The sequence below is a fragment of the Burkholderiales bacterium genome, assembly GCA_015075645.1.
Classification (GTDB): domain Bacteria; phylum Pseudomonadota; class Gammaproteobacteria; order Burkholderiales; family Casimicrobiaceae; genus VBCG01.
This window is the reverse complement of the sequence record JABTUF010000002.1, coordinates 331,021-354,271: the sequence shown is the minus strand read 5'-3', so window position 1 is coordinate 354,271 and position 23,251 is coordinate 331,021. Positions and strand designations below refer to the sequence as shown.

At 70.8% G+C, this 23,251-nt stretch carries 21 protein-coding genes and 1 pseudogene; 14 read left to right on the top strand and 8 right to left on the bottom strand.

Annotated elements, in window-relative coordinates; translation table 11 throughout:
* The first annotated feature begins 313 nt into the window (after nucleotides 1-313).
* From HS109_05100 to HS109_05090, 3 genes are all read left to right on the top strand, one after another.
* A complete protein-coding gene (locus tag HS109_05100; GenBank protein ID MBE7521745.1) occupies nucleotides 314-1,297 on the top strand; it encodes an RluA family pseudouridine synthase in 984 nt (327 codons plus the stop codon).
* Nucleotides 1,290-1,958, top strand: a complete 669-nt coding sequence (locus HS109_05095; protein MBE7521744.1) for an HAD-IA family hydrolase — start codon at nucleotides 1,290-1,292, stop codon at nucleotides 1,956-1,958. Before HS109_05100 ends, HS109_05095 begins: the two co-directional genes overlap by 8 nt.
* Before the next feature lie 97 nt (nucleotides 1,959-2,055).
* Nucleotides 2,056-3,006, top strand: a complete 951-nt coding sequence (locus HS109_05090) for a S49 family peptidase (protein MBE7521743.1) — start codon at nucleotides 2,056-2,058, stop codon at nucleotides 3,004-3,006.
* A 3-nt stretch (nucleotides 3,007-3,009) separates the two neighbouring features.
* On the opposite strand, the gene HS109_05085 is transcribed toward HS109_05090, so the two are convergent.
* The 6 genes from HS109_05085 to cysB form a co-directional block, all read right to left on the bottom strand.
* Entirely contained in the window at nucleotides 3,010-3,690 is a 681-nt protein-coding gene (locus HS109_05085; protein ID MBE7521742.1) for a Fe2+-dependent dioxygenase, read from the bottom strand.
* 16 nt (nucleotides 3,691-3,706) lie between these two features.
* Entirely contained in the window at nucleotides 3,707-6,007 is a 2,301-nt protein-coding gene (locus HS109_05080; GenBank protein MBE7521741.1) for a TonB-dependent siderophore receptor, read from the bottom strand.
* Between the two features lie 193 nt (nucleotides 6,008-6,200).
* Nucleotides 6,201-6,968 carry a LuxR family transcriptional regulator gene (locus tag HS109_05075; GenBank protein ID MBE7521740.1) on the bottom strand — a complete coding sequence of 256 codons (768 nt, stop codon included), beginning with the start codon at nucleotides 6,966-6,968 and terminating at the stop codon, nucleotides 6,201-6,203.
* 332 nt (nucleotides 6,969-7,300) lie between these two features.
* A complete protein-coding gene (locus HS109_05070) occupies nucleotides 7,301-7,768 on the bottom strand; it encodes a DUF192 domain-containing protein (protein ID MBE7521739.1) in 468 nt (155 codons plus the stop codon).
* On the bottom strand, nucleotides 7,765-9,015 hold the full coding sequence (locus HS109_05065; GenBank protein ID MBE7521738.1) for a multidrug effflux MFS transporter: 1,251 nt from the start codon (nucleotides 9,013-9,015) through the stop codon (nucleotides 7,765-7,767). Before HS109_05065 ends, HS109_05070 begins: the two co-directional genes overlap by 4 nt.
* Nucleotides 9,012-9,950 (bottom strand): HTH-type transcriptional regulator CysB, encoded by a 939-nt coding sequence (gene cysB, locus HS109_05060; GenBank protein MBE7521737.1) that lies wholly within the window; start codon nucleotides 9,948-9,950, stop codon nucleotides 9,012-9,014. The genes HS109_05065 and cysB overlap by 4 nt, the downstream gene beginning before the upstream one ends.
* 133 nt (nucleotides 9,951-10,083) lie before the next feature.
* On the opposite strand from cysB, the gene HS109_05055 reads away from it, so the two are divergent.
* The 6 genes and pseudogenes from HS109_05055 (at nucleotide 10,084) to HS109_05030 (ending at nucleotide 15,062) form a co-directional block, all read left to right on the top strand.
* Nucleotides 10,084-10,710 carry a threonylcarbamoyl-AMP synthase gene (locus tag HS109_05055; GenBank protein MBE7521736.1) on the top strand — a complete coding sequence of 209 codons (627 nt, stop codon included), beginning with the start codon at nucleotides 10,084-10,086 and terminating at the stop codon, nucleotides 10,708-10,710.
* Nucleotides 10,711-10,754: 44 nt separating this feature from the next.
* A complete protein-coding gene (locus HS109_05050; GenBank protein ID MBE7521735.1) occupies nucleotides 10,755-11,423 on the top strand; it encodes a site-2 protease family protein in 669 nt (222 codons plus the stop codon).
* Nucleotides 11,424-11,433: 10 nt separating this feature from the next.
* On the top strand, nucleotides 11,434-12,636 hold the full coding sequence (locus tag HS109_05045) for a tryptophan--tRNA ligase (protein ID MBE7521734.1): 1,203 nt from the start codon (nucleotides 11,434-11,436) through the stop codon (nucleotides 12,634-12,636).
* Nucleotides 12,637-12,644: 8 nt separating this feature from the next.
* The gene (locus HS109_05040) at nucleotides 12,645-13,493 is read left to right on the top strand and encodes a segregation/condensation protein A (GenBank protein ID MBE7521733.1); all 849 of its coding nucleotides are present in this window, start codon (nucleotides 12,645-12,647) and stop codon (nucleotides 13,491-13,493) included.
* A gap of 119 nt (nucleotides 13,494-13,612) precedes the next feature.
* Nucleotides 13,613-14,344, top strand: coding sequence for an SMC-Scp complex subunit ScpB (scpB, locus tag HS109_05035; protein MBE7521732.1), 732 nt, complete (start codon nucleotides 13,613-13,615; stop codon nucleotides 14,342-14,344).
* Nucleotides 14,250-15,062 (top strand): annotated as a pseudogene (locus HS109_05030) (rRNA pseudouridine synthase). Before scpB ends, HS109_05030 begins: the two are co-directional and overlap by 95 nt.
* A 531-nt stretch (nucleotides 15,063-15,593) precedes the next feature.
* Here the strand turns inward: HS109_05030 and HS109_05025 are convergent.
* Nucleotides 15,594-16,388: an enoyl-CoA hydratase/isomerase family protein gene (locus HS109_05025; GenBank protein MBE7521731.1), complete on the bottom strand. Its 795-nt coding sequence runs from the start codon at nucleotides 16,386-16,388 to the stop codon at nucleotides 15,594-15,596.
* 53 nt (nucleotides 16,389-16,441) lie between these two features.
* Nucleotides 16,442-17,620: an N-acetyltransferase gene (locus tag HS109_05020; GenBank protein MBE7521730.1), complete on the bottom strand. Its 1,179-nt coding sequence runs from the start codon at nucleotides 17,618-17,620 to the stop codon at nucleotides 16,442-16,444.
* 82 nt (nucleotides 17,621-17,702) lie between these two features.
* Here HS109_05020 and HS109_05015 point away from each other — a divergent pair, with 82 nt between their 5' ends.
* The 5 genes from HS109_05015 to HS109_04995 all read left to right on the top strand — a co-directional run bounded on the left by HS109_05015 (nucleotide 17,703) and on the right by HS109_04995 (nucleotide 23,200).
* The gene (locus HS109_05015; GenBank protein MBE7521729.1) at nucleotides 17,703-19,328 is read left to right on the top strand and encodes an NAD+ synthase; all 1,626 of its coding nucleotides are present in this window, start codon (nucleotides 17,703-17,705) and stop codon (nucleotides 19,326-19,328) included.
* Nucleotides 19,329-19,383: 55 nt separating this feature from the next.
* On the top strand, nucleotides 19,384-19,722 hold the full coding sequence (locus HS109_05010) for a P-II family nitrogen regulator (GenBank protein ID MBE7521728.1): 339 nt from the start codon (nucleotides 19,384-19,386) through the stop codon (nucleotides 19,720-19,722).
* A 14-nt stretch (nucleotides 19,723-19,736) separates the two neighbouring features.
* Complete coding sequence (gene mscL, locus HS109_05005) at nucleotides 19,737-20,165, top strand: large conductance mechanosensitive channel protein MscL (GenBank protein ID MBE7521727.1); 429 nt, start codon at nucleotides 19,737-19,739, stop codon at nucleotides 20,163-20,165.
* Nucleotides 20,166-20,215: 50 nt separating this feature from the next.
* Entirely contained in the window at nucleotides 20,216-21,838 is a 1,623-nt protein-coding gene (locus HS109_05000) for a PQQ-dependent sugar dehydrogenase (GenBank protein ID MBE7521726.1), read from the top strand.
* 216 nt (nucleotides 21,839-22,054) lie between these two features.
* A complete protein-coding gene (locus HS109_04995; protein MBE7521725.1) occupies nucleotides 22,055-23,200 on the top strand; it encodes an ABC transporter substrate-binding protein in 1,146 nt (381 codons plus the stop codon).
* The last annotated feature ends 51 nt before the right edge of the window (nucleotides 23,201-23,251 follow it).

Below are 23,251 nucleotides of genomic sequence, written 5' to 3'. Positions count from 1 at the left end.
TGCACCGGGGCACGTGGCCGCGCCGGGGCTCTGCCGCATCGTCGTGATCGTGGTCGTTCGCCGCACAGCCTGCGCCTCGGGCCCATCGCTTCACGCGGGGCGGCGCCAGGGGCTGCGCTGATGCCTTAACATCGCTCTTTGTTCGGAACCCTGCATTCGACCGGCGAGCGAGTTCCCGGTCACCGTCCGTTGGCAGGACGGCGCCATGCAGAGCACCTTGGGGCCGTTGCCCGGTGCAGGCGGCGAACCGCGGCAGCGGGGAAGGGCGCCGGCAGGACGCCGGGCACGGCGAATCCTGTGATTATAGAGGCGAATGAACGGGTTACGCAACCACGGTGTCCGCGAGGTCAGGATCGACGAAGCCGTGGCGGGCCAGCGGGTCGACAATTTCCTGGTCCGGACGCTGAAGGGGGTGCCCAAGAGTCACCTCTACCGCATCCTGCGCTCCGGCGAGGTCCGGGTGAACGGGCGGCGGGCGGGTCCGGACACCCGACTCGCCGAGGGCGATCGGGTTCGGCTGCCGCCGGTGCGCACCGGAGGGCCGGTCGCGCCTGCCGCAGTCACGGCCGCGGTGATCCGGGCAGGCGAGCGGCTGGCCGTGCTCCACGAGGACGACGATCTGTTGGCCATCGACAAGCCTGCAGGCATCGCGGTCCACGGCGGCAGCGGCGTGGCGCACGGTGTCATCGAGCGCCTGCGCGCCGCCCGTCCCGGGGCCCGGTTCCTCGAACTCGTCCACCGGCTCGACCGCGAAACCTCGGGGGTCCTGCTGATCGCCAAGAAACGCGCTGCGCTGACCGCGCTGCACGCGGCCTGGCGGGCGGGCGAGGTCGACAAGCGCTACCAGGTGCTCGTGCGCGGGCGCTGGCGTGACGCCAGGCGCGTCGTGCGCCTGCCGGTGCATCGCTATCTCACGAAGGACGGCGAGCGGCGCGTGCGCGTCGCCGACGACGGCCAGCACGCGCAGACGACGTTCCGGCGCATCCGCACCTGGCCGGGCGACACGCCGCTCGCGCTCCTCGAGGCCGAACTCCACACCGGGCGCACGCACCAGATCCGCGTCCATCTGACCCACCTGGGCTATCCGCTGGCCGGCGACGACAAGTACGGCGATTTCGCGTGGAACCGCGCGCTCGCGGAGCGCGGACTGAGGCGCATGTTCCTGCACGCCGCGAGCCTCGCCCTCGCGCATCCGCGCACCGGCGAGGCGCTTCTCATCGTGTCGCCGTTGCCCGCGGACCTCGCGGGATTCGTCGCGACGCTCGGGTCCGCCACCTCCGGACGGACCGATGCCTGAACTCGCGCCGCGCCGGTTCCGCCTCGTCGTGTTCGACTGGGACGGCACGTTGGCGGATTCCACCGCGCTGATCGCCGAGGCGATCCGGGGCGCGTGCGGGGCGATCGGGCGGCCGCTGCCGAGCCTCGACGACGCGCGCTACGTGATCGGACTGGGGCTCGGCGACGCGCTCGCGCATGTCGCGCCGGGACTCTCCGAGGAGGAAGCGCGCGCGCTCGTCGGACACTACCGGCGCCGCTACCTCGACGGTGAAGCCGCGATCCCGCTGTTCGGTGGCGCGCACGAACTCCTCGCCGACCTCGAGCGCGCGGGTTTCCTGCTCGGCGTCGCCACCGGCAAGTCGCGGGCCGGACTCGACCGCGCGCTCGCCAGCAACGCGCTCGCCGGCCGCTTCCACGCGACCCGCTGCGCCGACGAGGGCTTCCCCAAACCCCATCCCGAGATGCTGCTCGCGCTGATGGAGCGCCTCGCGGTCGATCCGCGGGAGACGCTGATGATCGGCGACACCACGCACGATCTCGATCTCGCGCGAAACGCGGGCGCGTGCGCGCTCGCCGTGTCGTACGGCGCCCATCCGGTCGAGGGGCTCGCGTCGCGCGGGCCGCTCGCGACCGTCGGCTCGGTCGCGGAACTGCGGCGCTGGCTCGAAGCGTACGCTTGAGCCCACCGCCCCGGACACGCGCCCGGCCCCGGATCCGGCCCGGCCGGGGGGCGCGGTAGACTGGCCGGCGACATCCATCGAGTTCGGCGAGGGGTCCATGACCGAGGAAGGCTGGGAACGCAAGGCGCTGGAGGCGCTCGCGAGCGACATCGTGGCCGAACGCCGGCGCGCGCGGCGCTGGTCGATCTTCTTCCGCTTTCTCGTGCTCGGTGTCGTCGTGATCGGACTCCTGATGCTCGTCGGCGCGTTCGCGTCGCACGCGCAGGTGTGCGTCGACAAGTGCACGGCGCTGGTCGACCTCGACGGCGAGATCGACCGCGACGGGCGGGCGAGCGCCGAAGTCGTCATCGAGGGGTTGCACGCGGCGTTCGACAACCCGCGCATCAAGGGCGTCGTGCTGCGCATCAACAGTCCGGGCGGCAGCCCGGTGCAGGCCGGGCAGATCCACGCCGAGATGAAGCGGCTCCGCGCGAAGCATCCCGACGTCCCGCTGCACGCGGTGGTCGAGGAGATGGCCGCGTCGGGGGGCTACTACGTCGCGGCGGCGGCGGATCGCATCTACGTCGATCCCGCGAGCCTCGTCGGGTCGATCGGCGTGGTCATCGATTCGTTCGGCTTCGTCGGGACGATGGAAAAGGTCGGCGCGGAACGCCGCGTGATCACCGCGGGCGAGAACAAGGCGTTCCTCGACCCGTTCTCGCCGCTGCCCGACAGGCAACGCGCGTACGCCGAGTCGATGCTCGAGGACATCCACCGGCAGTTCATCGCGGCGGTGAAGGACGGGCGCGGCGACCGGCTGAAGGAGTCGCCCGACATGTTCAGCGGGCTCGTCTGGAACGGCCAGCGGGCGGTGGAACTGGGGCTCGCCGACGCCTACGGCACGGTCGGGTCGGTCGCGCGCGACGTGTTCGAAGCCGAGGAGGTCGTCGACTACACGCCGAAGGAGGATCTCGCGAGCCGGATCGCGCGACGGATCGGCACCGAGGCGGGCCGGTTCACGCTGAAGGCGCTGCGCTCGTCGTCGTTCGCGATGCCGTCGCTGCGCTGAGTCCTACGCGTCTCCCCAGCGCCGCAGCAGGTTGTGGTAGCAGCCTGTGAGCGCGACGAGCGACGGATGGTCGTCGACTTCGCGCGCGAGCCGCACGAGCGCCATGTCCATCTCGAAGAGCAGCGTGCGTTCGCCGTCGTCGCGCACCATGCTCTCGATCCAGAAGAACGACGACACGCGCTCGCCGCGGGTCACCGGCGTCACGCGGTGCACGCTCGTCGCCGGATAGATCACGAGGTCGCCGGCGGGCAGCTTGACCGCCTGCGGACCGTAGGTGCCCTCGATCGTGAGTTCGCCGCCGTCGTAGTCCTCGGGCGGGGTCAGGAACAGCGTCGCCGAGACGTCGGTGCGCATCCGTCGCGTGGTCGGCGGGTGCACGCGGATCGCCCCGTCGACGTGGTCGCCGAAGGTCATGCCCGGCCCGTAGCGGTTGAAGAGCGGCGGGTACACCTGGCGCGGCAGAGCCGCGGAGAAGAAGAGCGGATGGCGCCCGAGCGCGGCGAGGATCGTCTCGCCGCATTCGCGCGCCACCGCGGATTCCTCGGGCAACTGCAGGTTCGCCTTCGCGCGCGCGGATTGGTGCCCCGCGGTGACGTTGCCGTCGACCCAGGCCGCGGCGTCGATGCGCTCGCGGATGCGGGCGACTTCGTCGGCGCGAAGGACGCCGGGGATGCGCAGCAGCATGGCGTGGGTCCCTGGTTCAGAACCGGTAGGTGAACGTGACCGCGCCGGAGACCGGGGCGCCCGGCAGCACGCGGTCGGGCCGGTTGTTGTAGCCGCCGATGTAGTACGTCTTGTCGGTCAGGTTGTAGCCGTTGACCCGCACCTCCCAGCTCGGGGCGACGTAGCCCACCATCGCGTCGAGCACCACATAGGTCGGGATCTGCGAGTCGGGCACGTTGGTGTCGGTGAGCCACGTGCCCTTCTGGCCGCGCACGCCGCCGCCGAACTCGAAGCCGCCGCCGGTCTTGTAGACGGTCCACAGGCTGCCCGAGATCTCGGCGACGCCGAGCGGCACCTTGCCCTGCGTGGCCGGAGGACCGGTCACGATCTCGCCGTCCATGAACGCGATGCCGCCGGTGATTTCCCAGTTCGGCGTGATCGATCCCGACAGCTCGAACTCGATGCCGTCGACGCGCCGCTTGCCGGCGAGCACCGTGGTGCCTGCGCTGTCGGCCATGCGCGCGTTCGACTTTTCGGTGCGGAAGAGCGACGAGCGAAGCTGGAGGCCGCCGAAGTCCCACTGCGCGCCGAGTTCGAAGTTCTCGGTCTCCTCCGGCTCGAGGCCCTGGTTGACCGGGTTGAGATTGGTGTTGCCGGTGCCTCCGTACACGCCGAGTTCGCCCGACGGGTTGTAGGCGTTGCCCCATGCGAGGTACCAGGACTGACGCGCGGTCGGTTGCCAGATGAGGCCGGCGCGCCCGCTCCACATCCGGTCGGTGCGCTCGTAGGGTCCGGTCGACAGCACGCCCGGGCCGAGGCCGGTGGAGTACGCGCGCGCGTCGTAGTGGTCCCAGCGCACGCCCACGAGCGCCTTCCACTCGGGGGTGAACTCGATCTGGTCCTGCACATAGATCGAGAACGTGTCGGCGGTCGAGTTGCCGCGCGCGTTCTCGACCTTCGAGTACGAGAGTTCGGCCGACGCATCCGGGTGGAGGAACGACGTGATCGACGACGGCGCCTGCACGCCCGGCTTGTCCGGGTCCGCGTCGAGCTGGTAGTTGAGGCGGTCGAGGCTCTCGCGCGCGAGCAGGATGCCGCCCAGCACCTGGTGGCGGACCGGGCCGGTGGCGGTCCGCCACAGGAGCTCGGTCTGGCTGACGAGCGCGTCGTCGTCGTTGTCGCGCGTGCGGCCCGTGTCGTGGTTGCGCGTGACGCGCAGGAGGTCGACCGGAGTGTCGCGCGTCACCGGATTGCCGTTGAAGTCGATCGGATTCAACGTCGCGATCGTCGACTCGGACTGCCGCTGGTAGCGTGAATAGCGCAGCGTCGAGGTGAACGACAGGTTGCCGGCGAGTTGCAGGTCGAGCCGCAGGTCGCCGATGTTGACGTCGTAGTTCGCGTAGTCGTAGTTCTCGAAGCCGTAGTAGGTGCGCGGCGACACCATCTCCGGATAGCCCCAGAAGCCCAGGGCGCTGGTGAAGAGCGTGGGCTGCCCGTAGTCGGTGACGTCGCGTGCCTTGAACCAGTACCACGACCCGGTGAGTTGCGCCGTCGGCGAGAGCTCCCACAGGAAGCTCGGCGCGAAGCCGTACCTCTCGGTGTCCTGCGGGTAGCGGTAGTTGCCGGAGCCGTCGGCCAGCGCGATCAATCGAACCGCGCCGTTCCCGCCCACGCGCACGTTGACGTCGGCGACCGCGCGCTTCTGATCGAACGACCCGAGCGTGAGGTCGACCCGGCTCGCGTCGACCTTGTACGCGCCCTTGAAGGTCTGGTTGACGAGTCCGCCCGGGGAGCCGCGCCCGAACATCAGCGCGGAGGAGCCTTTCAGCACCTCGACCGAGTCGGTGGCGAAGAGGTCCCGGTTGTATTCGCCGATGTCGCGGACGCCGTTGACGAAGATGTCCTGGTTCAGCGGGAAGCCGCGCAGGAAGAGCACCTGGTTCGCCTGGGTGCCGCCCTCCGCGGCACCGAACGAGATGCCGGGCACGTTGCGCAGGACGTCGACGAGCGAGGTCGCTCCCTGCGTGCGGATCACCTCCTGCGGAATGATGTTGACGAACTGCGGGATGTCGCGCAGCGGCGTGTCGGTGCGGGTCACCGCGCTCGTCGCGTCGACCTTGAAGCCGTCGGCGTCGCGCACCCGGACTTCGGGCAGCGTCGGTGTCGGCGAAGGCGTCGTGGTGGATTGCGCCCAGGCGCCGCCTTCGGCGCCGAACAGCGACAGCGACGCGATGCCGAACGCCTTGTGCGGCACCCGGAGGCCGGTGCGAAGGGCGTCGGCGACGCGACGCGGGACGAACGAGGTGCGGCGGCGCGCGGACGCGGCGGATCGAGGCATGCTGGAACTCCCCTGAAGCGGTGACGTGGACGCTCTTCGCGGACACGGCTGGCTCGGGAATCCCTGGCTGGCGCGCGGTGTCGAGCCGGACGCGCATGCGCCGGCCACAACGAATGATAACGATTCGCATTGATCCTGGCAACGGTCCCTGGCGCCGATCCCCGGATGGCGTCCGGTTCGCGCGCGCGGCGCGTCAGGACGGAAGCCAGCCCTGCGCAATCGCCTTCGCGATGGCCTCGTGCCGGTTCAACGCCGAGAGCTTGGCGAGCACGTTGCCGATGTGGAAGTCCACCGTTCGCGACGCGATTCCGAGCTTCCCGGCGATGTCGCGGCTGGTGAGCCCGCTGGCCGAGAGCGCGAGGCACGATCGTTCGCGTTCGGAGAGGCGCCGGGACGCGAGCGTTCCGGGCGGCGGGCGCTCGTGCAGCGGCCGGCGGCACAGGTGGATCGCTCGCGCGAGCCACATCGCATCGTCGAGCCGGCCGAGGATCGCGTTGCGGCGCGCGGTATCGATCGGCGATGCGGACGAGTCGAAGGCGACGACCGAGCCGCCGCGCGGCGAAGACATCGGGATCGCGAGGCCGCTGCGGATGCCTTCGCGTGCCGCGGCATCGAAGAAGCTCTGTGGGCGTCGATCGGCGGCAATGCTGCCGCCGTCCCACAGGCAGGGAAGGCCGTGGACGAGTGTCGGCGCGAGGCGCGGATCGACGTCGAACCAGCGCTCGGCGGCGTACCGGGCGAGCCACGCATCGTTCCACGTGGACCACAGCACCGGCTCGACGGTCGCGATCGAACCCGCCTGCGGCAGCGCGAAGGTCGTCACGCCGTCGAACCCCAGGTCGCGCGCCCACCGGCGGATCAGGTGCGCCGGCGCGTCTTCCGAATGCGTGGCGTCGGAACTCGCCAGGCGGATCGGGACCGCGGTCGCGTGCAGCGGGACGGCAAGGTGGGGCGGGACCATGGGTCGCGCAGGATGAAGCGGTCCGGTCGATGCTAGCGCGAGACAGGCTGTCGTGTACAAACCGGCGACGAACGGTCCGCAGGACCGGCCTCCTTCGGTGCCGCAGGGCGGACGAACCGCGCCCCTCATGCCTGCGTCATGGACGGCGATGCGGCGGGATCGCGCGCCGGGCGCGGCTTTTCATCGTGATCCTGCCGACGCGGCCACCTTCGGGACGTCGCTGCGCTCTTTGCAACAGCGGGCGCGGACGTGGTCCCGCCGTCGCGCCCGGCGAACCGGTCCCGGCGAGGCGGTCCGATCGTCGCGCGATCGCCGGGTTCGTCGCCTTCGGATCAGTACTTCGACGCGCCCGGCAGGCCGGTGACCTGCGTCCCGGGCCGGACGCCGCGCTCTGCGAACCAGCCCTTGCGCATCTCGAGCGCATAGAGCGCGAGGCCGCGCGAAGGCACGCCGGTTTCGTCGCGCGGCGCCATGTCCTCGATGTTGAGAATGCGGCCCTGTGCGTCGATGAAGGCGATCGACAGCGGGACGTAGGTGTTGCGCATCCAGAACGACAGCGGCTGCGGCTCGGCGAACACGAACAGCATCCCGCGGTCGGCGGGCAGACTGAAGCGGTACATGAGGCCGACCTGCCGCTCCGGCGGCGTCGAGGCGACCTCGGCGTCCACCGCGTGGCCGCCCACGCGGATTTTGGTCACCGGCAGGGATTGCGGCTTGCCGTCGGCGGGCTGGGCGTGGAGCGGCTGGGCGCACGCGGCGCCGAGCAACGCGAGTGCGAGAGCGAAGGGACGCAGGATCATCGGTCGTCGGTGGGTGAGGAAGAGGGAACAACGTGCGTGCGGCGCTGCTGCACGACCCACAGCGTCCACGAGGTGGCGCAGAAGGCGGCCATGCCGAGCGCGAGCGCGAGGAGCGACCGGTCGAGGATCGGCGCGACGGTGCCGGCGACCAGGCCGCCGAGCGCGAACTGCACGAAGCCCTGCAGCGACGAGGCGAGCCCGCGCATGGCCGGGAACAGGTCGAGCAGCATCACCATGATGGTCGGCGTCGACATCGCGGAGCCGATCATGAAGAAGAACAGCGGCGCGATGTTGAGCGCGACCTGCGCCGGCGCGAACGCGCTGACCAGCACGTTCGCCGCCGCCGCGGCGCCCATGAACAGGAAGCCCGTTCGCACCGTCTTCGCGGGAGAGATCCGGCCGGCGAGGCGTCCCGAAGCCGACGCGCCGATCATCACGCCGGCGATCAGCGGAATGAAGAGCCAGCCGAAACCCATCGTCGAGACGCCGAGCAGGTCGACGAGGAACGACGGCGCGCCCGCGATGTAGATGAAGAACGCGCAGAAGTTGAGCGCGGGGACGAGCCCGAGCATCAGGAACCCGGCGTGACCCGCCACGTTCCGGTAGTTGCGCGCCAGCGTGCGGGGATGGAGCGGCGTGCGCGCTGCGGGCGGATGGGTCTCGGGGAGCGCGCGCGCGGTCCACGCGAAGAGCCCGAGCGTGAAGGCGAGGAGCGCCCAGAACATCGAGCGCCAGCCCAGCGCGTTGAGCAGCAGACCGCCGACGACGGGCGCGACGGCCGGCGCGATCGAGAACACGAGCGTCACCTGCGCCATCAGCCGCTGGGCGTCGGGCCCGTGGAAGCGGTCGCGGATGATCGCACGCCCGATCACGAGGCCGGCGCCCGCGGAGAGCCCCTGCAGCGCGCGGGCGAGCCACAGCGACTCGATGTTGCCGGCGATCGCGCAGCCGAGCGTCGCGACCGCGTAGACGACGAGACTGCCCAGCACGACCGCCCTGCGGCCGAGCGCGTCGGAGAGCGCGCCGTGCCACAGCATCATGAACGCGTACGCGAACAGGTAGGTCGACAGCGTCGCCTGCACGGCGACCTGCGGCACGTCGAAGGCGGCGCCGATGGTCGCGAATGCGGGCAGGTAGAGGTCGATCGAGAAGGGGCCGAGCATGACCAGCGCGCCCAGGAGCGCCGCGAACGACCAGGTGCGCGTCGCCACCGGCGGGCCGGGCGCCTCGGTGCGCGGCGCGGTCAAGGAGCGGGACTCCCGCCGGAGAGCGCCGCGTCGACCGCGGCGCGTCCGTACTTCGGCGCGAAGAGCGCGATGAACGCGTAGACGTAGCCGCGGAGGAACGCGTTCCGCCTGAGCGCGAGGCGCGTGGTGGACGGCGCGAACAGGTGGCTCGCGTCGAGCTTCGCGAGGCCCTGGTCCCGAACCGGGTCGTAGGCCATCTGGGCGACGATGCCCACGCCCATGCCGAGTTCGACGTAGGTCTTGATCACGTCGGCGTCGAGCGCCGTCAGCACGACGTTGGGCTCGATGCCGCGCGAGGCGAACGCCGCGTTGATCTGCGAGCGGCCGGTGAACGTGAAGTCGTAGGTCACGATCGGGTGCTTCGCGAGCGCCTCGAGCGTCAGCCGCCCCTTGTGCTTCGCGAGCGGATGGGCGTGCGGCACCAGCACGCAGCGATTCCAGCTGTAGCAGGGCAGCGTGACGAGGTCGGGAAAATCGGCGAGCGCCTCGGTCGCGATGCCGACGTCGGTCTCCCCGGCGATCGTGTGCTCGGCCACCTGCCGCGGATTGCCCTGATGGAGCACGACCCGCACCTTCGGGTAGCGCTCGACGAACGCCTGCAGCACCTTCGGGAGCACGTAGCGCGCCTGGGTGTGCGTGGTCGCGATCGCGAGCGTGCCGAAATCCTCGCTCCGGAACTCGTCGGCGACGCGCTTCAGGTTCCCGATTTCCGCGAGTGCCTTGCGCGCGGTCGCGAGCACGACCGAACCGGCGGGCGTGAGCGTGGCCAGTCGCTTGCCCTGGCGCACGAACACCTTGAGGCCCAGTTCGTCCTCGAGGTGCCGGATCTGCTTGCTGATGCCGGGTTGCGACGTGTCGAGCGCGTCGGCGGCCTCCGACACGTTGAGTCCGTGGTCGACGACCGCGCAGAGGTAGCGGAGTTGCTGGAGGTTCACCGGGGAGCCGGGTGCGGCACCGGATCCGCGGCGGTCCGGCTTATGCCATTCAGCATGAAGCGGTACGGTATCATATAACCGGAAGCCACGCGCCCGCCGGGCCGCCGGCGCGGCCTCCCGGACCACGGGCCCCGTGTCCCAGCGATACGCCATCCACCCGACGCACCCGCAGCCGCGCCTCGTCAGACAGGCGGCGGCCGCATTGCGCGCGGGCGGCGTCGTCGTCTATCCGACCGACTCGTGCTACGCGCTCGGCTGCGCGCTCGACGCCTTCGACGCTGCCGCGCGCATCCGCGCGATCCGCGGCATCGACGAGCGTCACCATCTGACGCTGGTCTGCCGCGATCTCGCGCAGGCGGGCCGCTACGCCCGGCTCGACAACTGGCAGTTTCGCCTCGTGCGGCAGGGCGTGCCCGGCGCGTACACGTTCCTGCTGCCGGCGACACGCGACGTTCCGCGGCGCGTGCGTCATCCCAGGCGGAGCACGATCGGCATGCGCGTACCCGCGCATCCGGTCGCCGCGGCCCTCGTGGCCGAACTGGGCGAGCCGCTGCTCTCGTCCTCGCTCGTCCTCGCCGGAGCGGACGCGCCGTTGAACGACGCGGACGAGATCGTCGCCGCGGTCGGCGGGCGCATCGACGCGTTCGTCGACGCGGGGCCCTGCGCGGGCGAGCCGTCGACGATCGTCGATCTCGCATCGCCACCGGGCACGGTGGTCCGTCGTGGCCGGGGCGATCCGGCGGCGCTCGGCCTCGTTTGAGTTCCGAGAACCGTTTCGCGCGTTCTGCGGTAGAATGCCCGCCGATGGACCTGTCGCTCGAGCGGATCGCGCTGGCCGCGATTCCGATCATCCTGGCGATCACGGTGCACGAGGCGGCCCACGGCTACGTGGCCCGGATGTTCGGCGACGGCACGGCATGGATGCTGGGCCGTGTCACCTTAAATCCGCTGAAGCACATCGACCCGATGGGGACCGTGCTCGTGCCGTTCGCCACGCTCCTCCTGGGCGGGTTCCTGTTCGGGTGGGCGAAACCGGTGCCGGTGAACTTCGCGAACCTCCGGCAGCCGAAGCGCGACATGCTGTGGGTCGCCGCCGCCGGTCCCGGTGCGAATTTCGTGATGGCGTTGCTGTGGGCGGTGCTGGCCGGACTCGCGTCCGGGAAGGGCGCGCTCGAAAGCGACGGGCTCCTCTACATGGCGCTCACCGGAGTCGTGATCAACGTGTCGCTGATGGTCGTGAACCTGCTGCCGATCCTGCCGCTCGACGGAGGGCGCATCCTGCTCTCGCTCCTGCCCCGGTCGCTCGCGATTCCCTACTCGAACACCGAGCGTTACGGCTTCCTCGTCGTCATCGGACTCATCGTCGTGCTCACCTGGACCGGCACGCTGGGGCTCGTCCTCGGGCCTCCGTACCGTGCCGCCGTGTCGATGATCGGGGCGCTGACCGGCGTCGACCTTCGACTCGGACTCTGACCCGCCCGCCATGTACGCCGACCGCGTGCTCTCCGGCATGCGCCCCACCGGGCGCATGCACATCGGCCACTACCACGGCGCGCTGCGCAACTGGATCCGGCTGCAGGAGGAGCACGAATGCCTGTTCTTCGCCGCGGACTGGCACGCGCTGACCACGCACTTCGACGAGAGCGAGTCGATCGCCGACACCACGTGGGAGATGTTCATCGATTGGCTCGCCGCGGGACTCGATCCGACGCGCGCCACGCTGTTCATCCAGTCGCGCGTGCCCGAGCATGCGGAGCTGACGCTGCTCCTCGGCATGATCGCGCCGGTCGGGTGGCTCGAACGCGTGCCGACCTACAAGGATCAGCAGCAGAAACTGGCCGACCGGGATCTGTCGAACTACGGGTTCCTCGGCTACCCGGTGATGCAGAGCGCGGACATCCTGATCTACCGCGCGAACATGGTGCCGGTCGGCGAGGACCAGGTCTCGCACATCGAGTTCACGCGCGAACTCGCGCGGCGCTTCAACCACATCTACGGCCAGGAACCGGGGTTCGAGGAGAAGGCGAAGGCGGCGGTGAAGAAGCTCGGTTCGCGGAAGGCCAAGCGCTACAACGAGCTGCGCGGCGCGTTCCAGGAGAAGGGCGACGAGGCCGCGCTCGCCGCCGCGCGCGAACTGCTCGAGGACACCCAGAACCTGTCGCTCGGCGACCGCGAGCGCCTGTTCGGCTGGCTCGAGGGCGCGCGCCGCGTGATCCTGCCCGAGCCGCAGCCGCTCCTGACCGCGACGCCGCGCGTTCCCGGACTCGACGGCGACAAGATGTCGAAGTCGCGCGGCAACGCGATCTTCCTGCGCGAGGATCCCGCCGAAGTGACGCGCAAGGTGCGCACGATGCAGACCGATCCGGCGCGCGTGCGCCGCAGCGACCCCGGCAACCCGGAGCGCTGCCCGGTGTGGCCGCTGCACCAGGTCTACTCCGACCAGCCGACGCGCGACTGGGTGTGGAAGGGGTGCACGACGGCGAGCATCGGCTGCCTGGAGTGCAAGCAGCCGGTGATCGACGCGATCATCCGGGAACAGGTTCCGTTCCACGAACGCGCGCAGAAGTACCTCGACGACCCCCAGCTCGTGCGGAACATCGTGGCCGACGGCTGCGAGAAGGCGCGCGAGATGGCCGAGGAAACGATGGCCGACGTGCGCGAGGCGATGGGCCTCAGGTACGGCTGACCGGCGCGATGTCCACCGAAGCCTCGCTCGACCTCGCGCATCCGTCGCCCTCGCCGCGGCCGCTCGCGCGCGTCTACGGCGAGCCGCTCGCCGAGCTGCCGTCGGATCTGTACATCCCGCCCGAGGCGCTCGAGGTGTTCCTCGAGACCTTCGAGGGGCCGCTCGATCTCCTGCTCTACCTGATCCGGCGACAGAACATCAACGTGCTCGACATCCCGATGGCCGAGCTCACGCGCCAGTATCTGGGCTACGTCGAGATGATGCGGCGCACGCAGCTCGAACTCGCGGCCGAGTACCTGCTGATGGCGGCGGTGCTGATCGAGATCAAGTCGCGGCTGCTCTTGCCGCGTCCGCCGGCGCTGCCCGGAGAGGAAGCGGAGGATCCGCGCGCGGAGCTGGTGCGCCGGCTCCTCGAGTACGAGCGCATGAAGGCCGCCGCGCGCGCCATCGACGAGTTGCCGCACGCCGGCCGCGATTACGCGCTGGTGCGGGTGTGGTTCGAGCGCGTATCGACGCAGCGCTTCGCGAAGGTCGTGCCGGAGGACCTGCGCGCCGCGTGGGCCGGGCTCGTGCAACGCGCGCGCGTCAACCGCCACCACCTCGTCACGCGCGAGCAGCTCTCGGTGCGCGCCGAGATGAGCCGGATCATGAAGGCACTCGTCGCCGGGCGCTACGTCGAGTTCACCGCGCTGTTCGCCGCGCACGCCGACGTGCCGCACCTCGTCGTCACGTTCCTCGCGCTGCTCGAACTCGCGCGCGAGCAGCTGGTCGACCTCGACCAGGCGGAGGCCTACGCCCCGATCCACGTCCACGCGAAGGGCGAGGCGGGATTCACGCTCGCGGGAGACGAGTCGTGACGCGGTCGAGGCGTCCGGCGGAAGCCGGGACCCCGGAAGGCGAAGAACAGCGTCCGGTTACTGAAGCCGGACCCACGGGCGAAGAACAGCGTCCGGCTCATGCCGGACCCACGGGCGACATGAGCGAAGCGGGCGAGTCCGGAACGTCAGGCGAGACGAGCGATCTCGCGGAGGTCAAGCGGGTTCTGGAGGCGACGCTCCTGGTCGCCGGCGAGGCCGTCGCCGCGAACGAACTCGCGCGGCTCTTCGATCCGCCGCTCGACGCCGAGACCGTGCGCAAGCTCCTCTCGGAGATCCGCGAGGAGTGGGCCGGACGCAAGGTCGAACTGGTCCAGGTCGCCTCCGGTTGGCGCTTCCAGGCGACGCCCGGACTGCAGACCTACCTCGACCGGCTCTCGCCCGAGAAGCCGCCCCGCTATTCGCGCGCGGTGATGGAGACGCTCGCCATCATCGCCTACCAGCAACCCGTCACCCGCGGCGACATCGAGGCCATCCGCGGGGTCGCCGTGTCCACGAACGTCGTCAAGGCGCTCGAGGACCGGCAGTGGATCGAGGCGGTCGGCCACCGCGAGACGCCGGGGCGCCCGGCGCTCTACGCGACGACCCGGACCTTCCTCGACGACCTCGGCCTGCGCTCCCTCGCGGAGCTGCCCCCTCTGGCCGAGCTCGACGCCTCAACCCTCCTGGAGATTCCCGATGCCCCAGCCAAGGCCGCCGAGGCGGCACTCGCACTCGCGACCCCGATCCTCGGGCCCGATGCGGCAGACCAGCCTGCATCCTCACCAGTCGAGCCTGGCGATGCAGGGGTTCGAGGCGAGCCTCCCGCCCCCGAAACACAAACGCTCCACTGACGAGGTCTTCTCCGAGCCGCAGCGCCTGCACAAGGTGCTGGCGAGCTGCGGCTTCGGCTCGCGCCGCGCGATGGAGGAGATGATCCTCGCCGGGCGCATCACGGTGAACCGGATGCCCGCGGAGATCGGGCAGAAGGTCGGTCCCGGTGACGAAGTCCGCATCAACGGCGAACCGGTGAAAGTGCGCTTCGCCGAGCCGAAGGCGCGCGTGCTCGTCTACCACAAGCCGGCGGGCGAACTCGTCACGCGCGACGATCCCGACGAGCGTCCGACGGTGTTCGGGATGCTGCCGGCGATTCGCGACGGCCGCTGGATCGCGGTCGGGCGTCTCGACTACAACACCGAGGGCCTGCTGCTCTTCACCAATTCCGGCGAACTCGCGAACCGGCTGATGCACCCGCGCTACGAGGTCGAGCGCGAATACGCGGTGCGCGTGCTCGGGCGATTGTCCGACGAGCAGGTCGCGAGCCTCCTGCGCGGCGTCGAACTGGACGACGGTCCGGCGAAGTGCGAGAAGGTCGAGGACGCCGGCGGCGACGAGGACGCGTCGAACCACTGGTACAAGGTCGTCGTCAAGGAGGGGCGCAACCGCGAAGTGCGCCGTCTGTTCGAGGCGATCGGACTCACGGTGTCGCGCCTGTTGCGCGTGCGCTACGGCCGCGTCGCGATGCCGCCGCAATTGAAACGCGGCGAAGTGATGGAACTCGAGCCGCAGGAGACCCACGCGCTGCTGAAGTCCGCCGGCCTCAAGGTGCAGGGCGGCGCGCCGGCGCCGCAGGGGCAGCGTCCGCAGGGCGGGCAGAAGCCGCGGCACGCCTCGCGCCCGCACGGGGCGGATGCGCAGCCGCAGGCCGGTGGCGCGGCCGAGGGCGCGCGCACGGGCAGTGGGCGCAAGCGACGGCGCGGCCGCAAGCGCGGCGGGCCGGGAGGCCAGCGCCCGAACGCGGGTGCGTCGAGCGAACGCGGGGTCGAGCGCGAGGTCAACGGCAACGTGCTGAACGGTCCGGTGTCCGGCTACCGGCCGGGCGAGGGCCCGATGACCTCGCACCGGCCACGCGGCGACTCCGGCGGATGGTCTCCGGGACATGCCCCCGGGCAGAAGAAGCGCCGCCGCCGCGGACGGGGGGGCGGGGCGAAGGGTCCGGGGCAGGGGGGGCCGCAGCAGAAGTGGGTCGGCCTGCCGCGCGACGACGACGAAACGTAGCATCGATCGCGCTCCCGGGCCGCGGGCCGCACCGCGCGCCGATGGTCAGTCGCGAAATCTCGGCGGCCGCTTCTCGAGGAACGCGCTGACGCCCTCGACGAAGTCGTCGTCCATCGTGAGTCCGGAGAAGCTCGCGGCCTCGGCGGCGAGTTGCTCCGGCAACGCGCGGTCGAACGAGCGGCGCAGGAGGCGCTTGGTCCCGGCGAGCGCGTCGCGCGGACCTTCGACGATCGAACGCACCATGGCGTCGACCGCCGCACCGAGTTCACCGGCGGGCACGACGCGATTCACGAGTCCGATCGCGAGGGCGCGTGCCGCGTCGAAGCGTTCGCCGAGGAGCATGATCTCGAGCGCGCGCCGCTGCCCGACGATGCGCGGCAGCGACCAGGTGCCGCCGCCGTCGGGGGTCACCGCGAGTTGCCGGTAGGCGGCCGCGAAGTACGCGTCGTCGGACGCGATCGCGAGGTCGCAGGCGTTCATCAACGACAGGCCGAAGCCGGCGACGGCCCCGTGCACGCAGGCGACGACCGGTTGCGGCATCAGCGCCAGCGTCTCGACCGCGGTGTGCACGCGCTCGAGCAGGTGCGCGAACTCGCGCCCTCGCTCGTCGGGCGTGCGGCCGAGCGATTGCGCGAACGTGCGGATGTCGCCGCCCGCCATGAAATGCCTGCCCGCGCCGCGGACGACGAGCACCCGGAGCGACCGATCGGCGGCGACCTCGGCGGTCAGGGCCACGAGCGCGTCGACCATCGCGAGGTCGAGTACGTTGAGCGCGGCGGGGCGGTTCAGCGTCAGCGTGGCGACCGGGCCTTCGCGCGCGAGCAGGACGGAGTCGTTCATGTCGGGGAGCATCGGTTTTCCGTGCGGTGATCGTAGCACCGGCGCCGCAGCGTTCATCCGGGCTCCGGCACGCGCCGGAACGGCCGCGCCTCGTGGAGTTCGCCCACCGTGGCGGCCACGCCGGAACGTTCATGCGCGCAGAACTCCGCGATCGCGGCTGCGAACGCGGGATCGCCGATCGCGTGCGACGAGCGCGTCACCGCCGGCTCGAGCCCGCGCGCGAGCTTGTGCGCGCCCTGCGCGCCGCCTTCGAACCTGCGGATGCCGTGGGCGAGGCAGTGCTCGATCGCCTGGTAGTAGCAGGCCTCGAAATGCAGGCCCGGCACGTCCTCGACCGCGCCCCAGTAGCGCCCCCACAGCGTGGCGCCGTCGGTGACGTCGAGCGCGGCGCACAGCGGGCGGCCCTCGCGAGCGCCCAGCACCAGGATCGCCTGGTCGCCGAGCGCCGCGCCGATGCGCTCGAAGGCATCGAGCGTCAGGTAGGGCGTCGATCGGTGCGCGCGGTAGGTCGCCTCGTAGCAGCGGAAGAAGAACGCCCAGTCGGCGGAAGTGATGGCGTGCCCGCGCTTGCGCTCGAACGCGACGCCGCGCTCGGCGAGCCGGCGGCGCTCCTGGCGGACCTTCTTGCGCTTGTCGTGGGTGAACGCGGCGAGGAAGTCGTCGAAGTCGCGCCAGCCGCCGTTCGTCCAGTGGAATTGCACGCCCTGGCGGACGACGAGGCCCATCGCGTCGAGGAGGCTCGCGTCGTCGTCGTCGGTGAACAGGACGTGCAGCGACGAATGGGTGCCGTCGGCCACGCGTTCGAGCGCGGACTCGACGAGCGCGCGCCGTACGTCCGCGTCGGTGCCGAGGAGGCGCGGGCCGGTCACCGGCGTGAACGGCACCGCCGCGACGAGCTTCGGGTAATAGCGCCGCCCGTGGCGGCGGAAGGCGTCGGCCCAGCCCCAGTCGAACACGTATTCGCCGAAGGAGTGCATCTTCGCGTAGAGCGGCATGGCTCCCGCGAGCGTGCCGCCGCGCCATGCGGTGAGGATGCGCGGCGACCAGCCGGTGGCGGGGCTCGCGCATCCGGACTCGTGCAACGCGCTCAGGAAGGCGTGGCGCAGGAACGGGTGGCCGCCGGTGAGCGCGTCCCAGTCGCTCGCGTCGATCGACGCGAGCGACACGTCCGCGCGCAAGGACAGCGGTCCGGCCGACGATGGCGTCGCGGCGCTCGAGGGGAGAGGGCGCATGGTCGGCGCCATTGTCGCCCGATTCGGGTCGCGCGCCCGCGAGCGGGGGTGCCGGGAATCGGCCGTCTGCTACCATCGTCGCATGCATATCGCGCTCGCGCAGCTCGACCAGGTCGTCGGCGACCTCGCGGGCAACGCGCGACGGATCGTCGACGCGGTGCGCGCGTCGGTGCGCTCGGGCGCGGAGCTGGTGGTCACGCCGGAACTCTCGCTCTGCGGCTACCCGCCCGAGGACCTGCTGCTCCGACCCGCGTTCCTCGACGCCTGCGCGTCCGAACTCGCCTCGCTCGCCGCCGAGGTCGAGGGCACGACGCTCGTCGTCGGCTTTCCCGAACGACGCGACGGCCGGCGGCACAATGCGCTCGCGGTCATCCGCGACCGCCGGGTCGTGTCGGTCGCGCGGAAGCAACGGCTGCCGAACTACACGGTCTTCGACGAGCAGCGCTACTTCTCGCCCGGCGGCGCGCCCTGCGTCGTCGACGTGGCCGGCGTGCGCTGCGGCTTCATCGTGTGCGAGGACCTGTGGTTCCCCGAACCGGCGGCGCAGGCGAAGGAAGCGGGCGCCGAACTGCTGGTCGTTCCGAACGGATCGCCGTACCACACGAAACAGCAGGCGGCGCGCCTCGCGGTGGCGTCGTCGCGCGCGCGCGAGATCCGGCTGCCGGTCGTCTACGTCAATCGCGTCGGCGGCCAGGACGAACTGGTGTTCGACGGCGCGTCGATGGTCGTCGCCGCCGACGGCTCGGTCGCGCAGCAGGTGCCGGCGTGGCACGAGACGATCGCGCTCGCCGCGTTCGACGGCGCGACCCCGCGCGCGGTGCGCGGCGGACTCGATCCGCGCCAGGAGGCGCAGGTGTGGCAGGCGCTCGTGATGGGCGTGCGCGACTACGTCGGAAAGAACGGCTTCCCGGGCGTGCTGCTGGGGCTCTCCGGAGGCGTCGACTCGGCGCTCACGCTCGCGATCGCGGTCGACGCGCTCGGCCGCGACCGGGTCCGGGCGGTGATGCTGCCGTCGCGCTACACGTCGCCGATGAGCCTCGAGGACTCGCGCGAGATGGCGGGCATCCTCGGCATCCGCTACGACGAGATCCCGATCGAGGGCCCGTTTCGCGCGTTCCTCGACGCGCTCGAGCCGCAGTTCCGCGGCCTCGCCCCCGACGCGACCGAGGAGAACATCCAGGCGCGCATTCGCGGCACGATGATGATGGCGCTGTCGAACAAGACCGGCGCCATCGTGCTCACCACCGGCAACAAGAGCGAGATGGCGGTCGGCTACGCGACGCTCTACGGCGACATGGCGGGCGGCTTCGCCGTGCTGAAGGACATCGCGAAGACGCTCGTCTACCGGCTCGCGCGCCACCGCAACGAACTCGGACGGGTCATTCCCGAGCGGATCCTGACCCGCGCGCCCAGCGCGGAGTTGCGCGAGAACCAGACCGACCAGGATTCGCTGCCGCCCTACGAGATCCTCGACGCGATCCTCGAGGCCTACGTCGAGGAGGACAGGAGCCCCGCGGACATCGCGGCGCTCGGCCTGCCGGCGGACGCGGTGGCCCGCGTGGTGCGCCTGATCAAGGTGAACGAGTACAAGCGGCGGCAGTCGGCGGTCGGCATCCGGATCACGCCGCGGGGCTTCGGCAAGGACTGGCGCTACCCGATCACCTCGGCGTGGCGCGAATGGGAACGCGCCCCCGACCGGCGCGGGTAGCACGGCGCAGCGGCCGTCGTGTAAGCTTTCGCCGCGGACGGGAGCCGGGGAAGCCATGAAGAAGATCGAAGCGGTCGTGAAGCCGTTCAAGCTCGACGAGGTGCGCGAGGCGCTCTCCGGGATCGGAGTCACCGGGCTCACCGTCACCGAGGTCAAGGGCTTCGGCCGCCAGAAGGGCCACACCGAGCTCTACCGCGGCGCCGAATACGTCGTCGATTTCCTGCCGAAGGTGAAGGTCGAGGTGATCCTGCAGGACGCGCTGGTCGAACAGGCGATCGAGGCGATCGTGCGGGCCGCGCGCACCGGCAAGATCGGCGACGGCAAGATCTTCGTCACCGCGGTCGAACAGGTCATCCGCATCCGCACCGGCGAGTCCGGCGAAGCGGCCATCTGAATCCGGGAGGACCCATGGCGTTCGCCAAGGAGTTTCGCGAATTCGCCCTGAAGGGCAGCGTGGTCGACCTCGCGGTCGGCGTGATCATCGGCGGGGCCTTCGGCAAGATCGTCGACTCGCTCGTCAAGGACATCATCATGCCGGTCGTGAGCCGGATCTTCGGCGGCCTCGACTTCACCAACTGGTTCGTGCTGCTGCGCGATCCCCCGGCGGGCTACTCGGGGCCGATGACCTACGAGGCGCTCACCAAGGCGGGCGTCCCGCTGTTCGCCTACGGCAGCTTCCTCACCGTCGCGATCAACTTCGCGATCCTCGCGTTCATCATCTTCCTGATGGTGCGGTCGATCAATCGCCTGCGCCGCGAGACCCCGCCCGCGCCCCCCGCCGCCCCGCCCGAGGATGTCGTGCTGCTGCGCGAGATCCGCGATCTGCTGAAGCGCTGACCCGAACGCCACGCGGGCCCGGCCGGGGGGCGGGCACGCGGGAGAGGCCCATGCACCGAACCCTCCGCCTGCTCGCCGTCCTCGTCGCGTCTCACGCACCGGTCGCGCTCGCGCAACCGCAGCCGCTGCCGCTGGTCCAGGTCGCCGCCGGCCTCGCGTCCCCGATCGACATCACGCACGCGGGCGACGGCAGCGGGCGGCTCTTCATCGCGCAGAGGGACGGGATCGTCCGCATCCTGCGTGATGGCGCGCTCGCCGCTTCGCCCTTCATCGATCTGCGCGCGGTCGTGATCGCCGGCGACGAGCGCGGCCTCCTCGGCATTGCGTTCCACCCGCGCTTCGCATCGACGCGACTCTTCTACGTCAACTACACGCGCAAGCCGGATGGCGCCAGTGTCATCGCGCGCTACCTCGTTCCTCCGGAGACGCCCGACCGCGCCGATCCCGGGTCCGCGAGCGTGCTGCTCGTGATCGACCAGCCGTACGCGAACCACAACGGCGGCGGTCTGCGCTTCGGCCCCGATGGCCTCCTCTACATCGGGATGGGCGATGGCGGGGCCGGCAACGACCCGCAGAACCGGGCGCAGGATCCGGGTTCGCTGCTGGGCAAGATGCTGCGCATCGACGTCGACGCCGGCGCGCCCTACGCGATCCCGCCGGGCAATCCGTATGCGAACGGAGGAGGGCGGCCCGAGATCTGGGCGGTCGGCCTGCGCAACCCCTGGCGCTACGCGTTCGATCCGCGCAACGGCGACCTGTGGATCGGCGACGTCGGACAGGACGCGTTCGAGGAGATCGACGTCGTGGCGAGCGGCGCGCAGCCGCCCAACTTCGGCTGGCGCGTGCTCGAAGGCGATCGCTGCACCGGGCTCGGCGGCGGTGCGCCCTGCGCATCTTCCGGCTACACGGCGCCGGTGGTGAGCTACCCGCACGACGAGGGCTGCTCGGTCACCGGCGGCGAGGTGAACCTCGGCAGCGCGCTGCCCGAGGTGCGCGGCGCGTACCTGTTCGCCGATTTCTGCAACGGCAAGCTGTGGGCCGCGGTCGGCTCGCACGCCGAAGGCTACACGCGGCGCTTCATCGGCACGGCGGGATTCCAGGTCAGCACGTTCGGGCGCGACGAGGCGGGCGAGATCTACCTCGCCGATTTCGGCGGGGGCCGGATCCTCCGGCTCGGGAGCGCCCCCGCGGGCACGGTCCCGGTCGTCGAGTATCACCACGCGGGTCTCGACCACTACTTCATCACTTCCGATCCCGCGGAGATCGCGGGCCTCGACTCGGGCGCGATCGCCGGGTGGCGGCGCACCGGCGAGGGCTTCCGCGCCTTCGCGTCGGCGGTCGCGGGCAGCGTGCCGATCTGCCGTTTCTGGCTGCCGCCGGGATTCGGCAGTTCCCACTTCTTCTCCGCGAATCCGGACGAATGCGCGATCGCGCAGGCGGTCTATCCGCAGTTCGTGCTCGAGAGTCCCGCCGCGATGCAACTCGCGAGCCCGGATCGCGCAACCGGCGCATGTCCGTCGGGCACGCTGCCGGTTTATCGCATCTGGAATCGGCGTCCCGATACCAACCACCGGTACACCCTGTCGCCCGACACGCGCGACCGAATGGTGGCCGCGGGCGGCGTGGCCGAGGGCTACGGCCCCGGCGCGGTCGCGATGTGCTCGCCTGGCTGACCGTCGGCGGTGTCCGGGACGCGGCGGCGTGATTTCGGTCAAGTTCGCCGCATTGACCGCGAGTCGCCGCCTTGCCAGAATCCGGCCGGTACGTCGCAGGCGACGCGGAGCGCGAACGCGCTCCGGCCGGACGAGAACGACGATCCCGGCGGTCCCGGCGCGGTTGAAGCGCCGCCATGGTCCGGCCGGTTCCCCACGATTGCCCGGAGGAGGACCATGTTTCCACGCAAGCTCGCGACAGCACTCGCCACCGCCGTTTCGATGGCGGTCGCCCCCGCAGCGTTCGCCGACATCAACGTCGGTGTCACCCTCTCGGCGACCGGCCCGGCCGCATCGCTCGGCATCCCGGAGAAGAACACCTTCACGCTGCTGCCGACCACGATCGCCGGGCAGAAGATCAACTGGATCGTGCTCGACGACGCGTCGGACACGACCAAGGCGGTCCAGAACGCGAAAAAACTCATCTCCGAGGACAAGGTCGACGTCGTGGTCGGCTCGACCACCTCGCCCAACTCGCTCGCGATGATCGACGCCGCGGTCGAAGGCGAGACGCCGATGATCTCGATGGCGGCCGCGTCGCGCATCGTCGACCCGGCGAATCCGAAGACGCGCTGGGTGTTCAAGACGCCGCAGTCCGACGCGCTGATGGCCGACGCCATCGCGGTCAGCATGAAGGCGAACGGCGTGCAGACGATGGGCTACATCGGCTTCGCGGATGCGTACGGCGACGGCTGGCTCGCCGAGATCAAGCGCTCGGCCCAGACCGCAGGCATCAAGGTGGTGGCCGAGGAGAAATACAACCGCAACGACACCTCGGTGACCGGTCAGGTGCTGAAGCTCATCGCCGCGAAGCCGGACGCGATCCTGATCGGCGCGGCGGGCACGCCGGGCGCGACGCCGCAGAAGGAACTCGCCGCGCGCGGCTACAAGGGCAAGGTCTACCAGACGCACGGGGTGGCGAATCCGGACTTCCTGCGCGTCGTCGGCGCGGACGGCAACGGCACGCTGCTCCCGGTCGGCCCGATGCTCGTCTGGGAACAACTCCCCGACAGCAACCCGATCAAGAAGGTCGCGGCCGAGTACGTCACCGCCTACGAGAAGCAGTTCGGCACGCGGTCGACCTTCGGCGGGCACGCCTACGACAGCTACATGCTGCTGCGCGGCGCGATCCCCGAGGCGCTCAAGCACGGCAAGCCCGGCACCAAGGCGTTCCGGGCGGCGCTCCGCGACGCGCTCGAGAAGGCGAACGTCGTGGCGACGCACGGGGTGTTCGTGATGACCCCGCACGATCACAACGGCCTCGACAACCGGGCGCGCGTGATGGTGAAGATCGACAACGGCAAGTGGGTGCTGGTGAAGTAGCCCTCGACGTTCCCCGACGGGCCGGCCGGGCCACCCCCGCCGGCCCGTCGC

Excerpts from the sequence above, each read along its gene's own strand:
- HS109_05050 (MBE7521735.1), top strand. The coding sequence starts at position 10,755 with ATGGACCTGTCGCTCGAGCGGATCGCGCTGGCCGCGATTCCGATCATC.
- mscL (MBE7521727.1), top strand. The coding sequence starts at position 19,737 with ATGGCGTTCGCCAAGGAGTTTCGCGAATTCGCCCTGAAGGGCAGCGTG.
- HS109_05045 (MBE7521734.1), top strand. The coding sequence starts at position 11,434 with ATGTACGCCGACCGCGTGCTCTCCGGCATGCGCCCCACCGGGCGCATG.
- HS109_05100 (MBE7521745.1), top strand. The coding sequence starts at position 314 with ATGAACGGGTTACGCAACCACGGTGTCCGCGAGGTCAGGATCGACGAA.
- HS109_05070 (MBE7521739.1), bottom strand. The coding sequence starts at position 7,768 with ATGATCCTGCGTCCCTTCGCTCTCGCACTCGCGTTGCTCGGCGCCGCG.
- HS109_05000 (MBE7521726.1), top strand. The coding sequence starts at position 20,216 with ATGCACCGAACCCTCCGCCTGCTCGCCGTCCTCGTCGCGTCTCACGCA.
- HS109_05085 (MBE7521742.1), bottom strand. The coding sequence starts at position 3,690 with ATGCTGCTGCGCATCCCCGGCGTCCTTCGCGCCGACGAAGTCGCCCGC.
- HS109_05025 (MBE7521731.1), bottom strand. The coding sequence starts at position 16,388 with ATGAACGACTCCGTCCTGCTCGCGCGCGAAGGCCCGGTCGCCACGCTG.
- HS109_05090 (MBE7521743.1), top strand. The coding sequence starts at position 2,056 with ATGACCGAGGAAGGCTGGGAACGCAAGGCGCTGGAGGCGCTCGCGAGC.
- HS109_05015 (MBE7521729.1), top strand. The coding sequence starts at position 17,703 with ATGCATATCGCGCTCGCGCAGCTCGACCAGGTCGTCGGCGACCTCGCG.
- scpB (MBE7521732.1), top strand. The coding sequence starts at position 13,613 with ATGAGCGAAGCGGGCGAGTCCGGAACGTCAGGCGAGACGAGCGATCTC.
- HS109_05080 (MBE7521741.1), bottom strand. The coding sequence starts at position 6,007 with ATGCCTCGATCCGCCGCGTCCGCGCGCCGCCGCACCTCGTTCGTCCCG.
- HS109_05010 (MBE7521728.1), top strand. The coding sequence starts at position 19,384 with ATGAAGAAGATCGAAGCGGTCGTGAAGCCGTTCAAGCTCGACGAGGTG.
- HS109_05040 (MBE7521733.1), top strand. The coding sequence starts at position 12,645 with ATGTCCACCGAAGCCTCGCTCGACCTCGCGCATCCGTCGCCCTCGCCG.
- HS109_05095 (MBE7521744.1), top strand. The coding sequence starts at position 1,290 with ATGCCTGAACTCGCGCCGCGCCGGTTCCGCCTCGTCGTGTTCGACTGG.
- HS109_05075 (MBE7521740.1), bottom strand. The coding sequence starts at position 6,968 with ATGGTCCCGCCCCACCTTGCCGTCCCGCTGCACGCGACCGCGGTCCCG.
- HS109_04995 (MBE7521725.1), top strand. The coding sequence starts at position 22,055 with ATGTTTCCACGCAAGCTCGCGACAGCACTCGCCACCGCCGTTTCGATG.
- HS109_05020 (MBE7521730.1), bottom strand. The coding sequence starts at position 17,620 with ATGCGCCCTCTCCCCTCGAGCGCCGCGACGCCATCGTCGGCCGGACCG.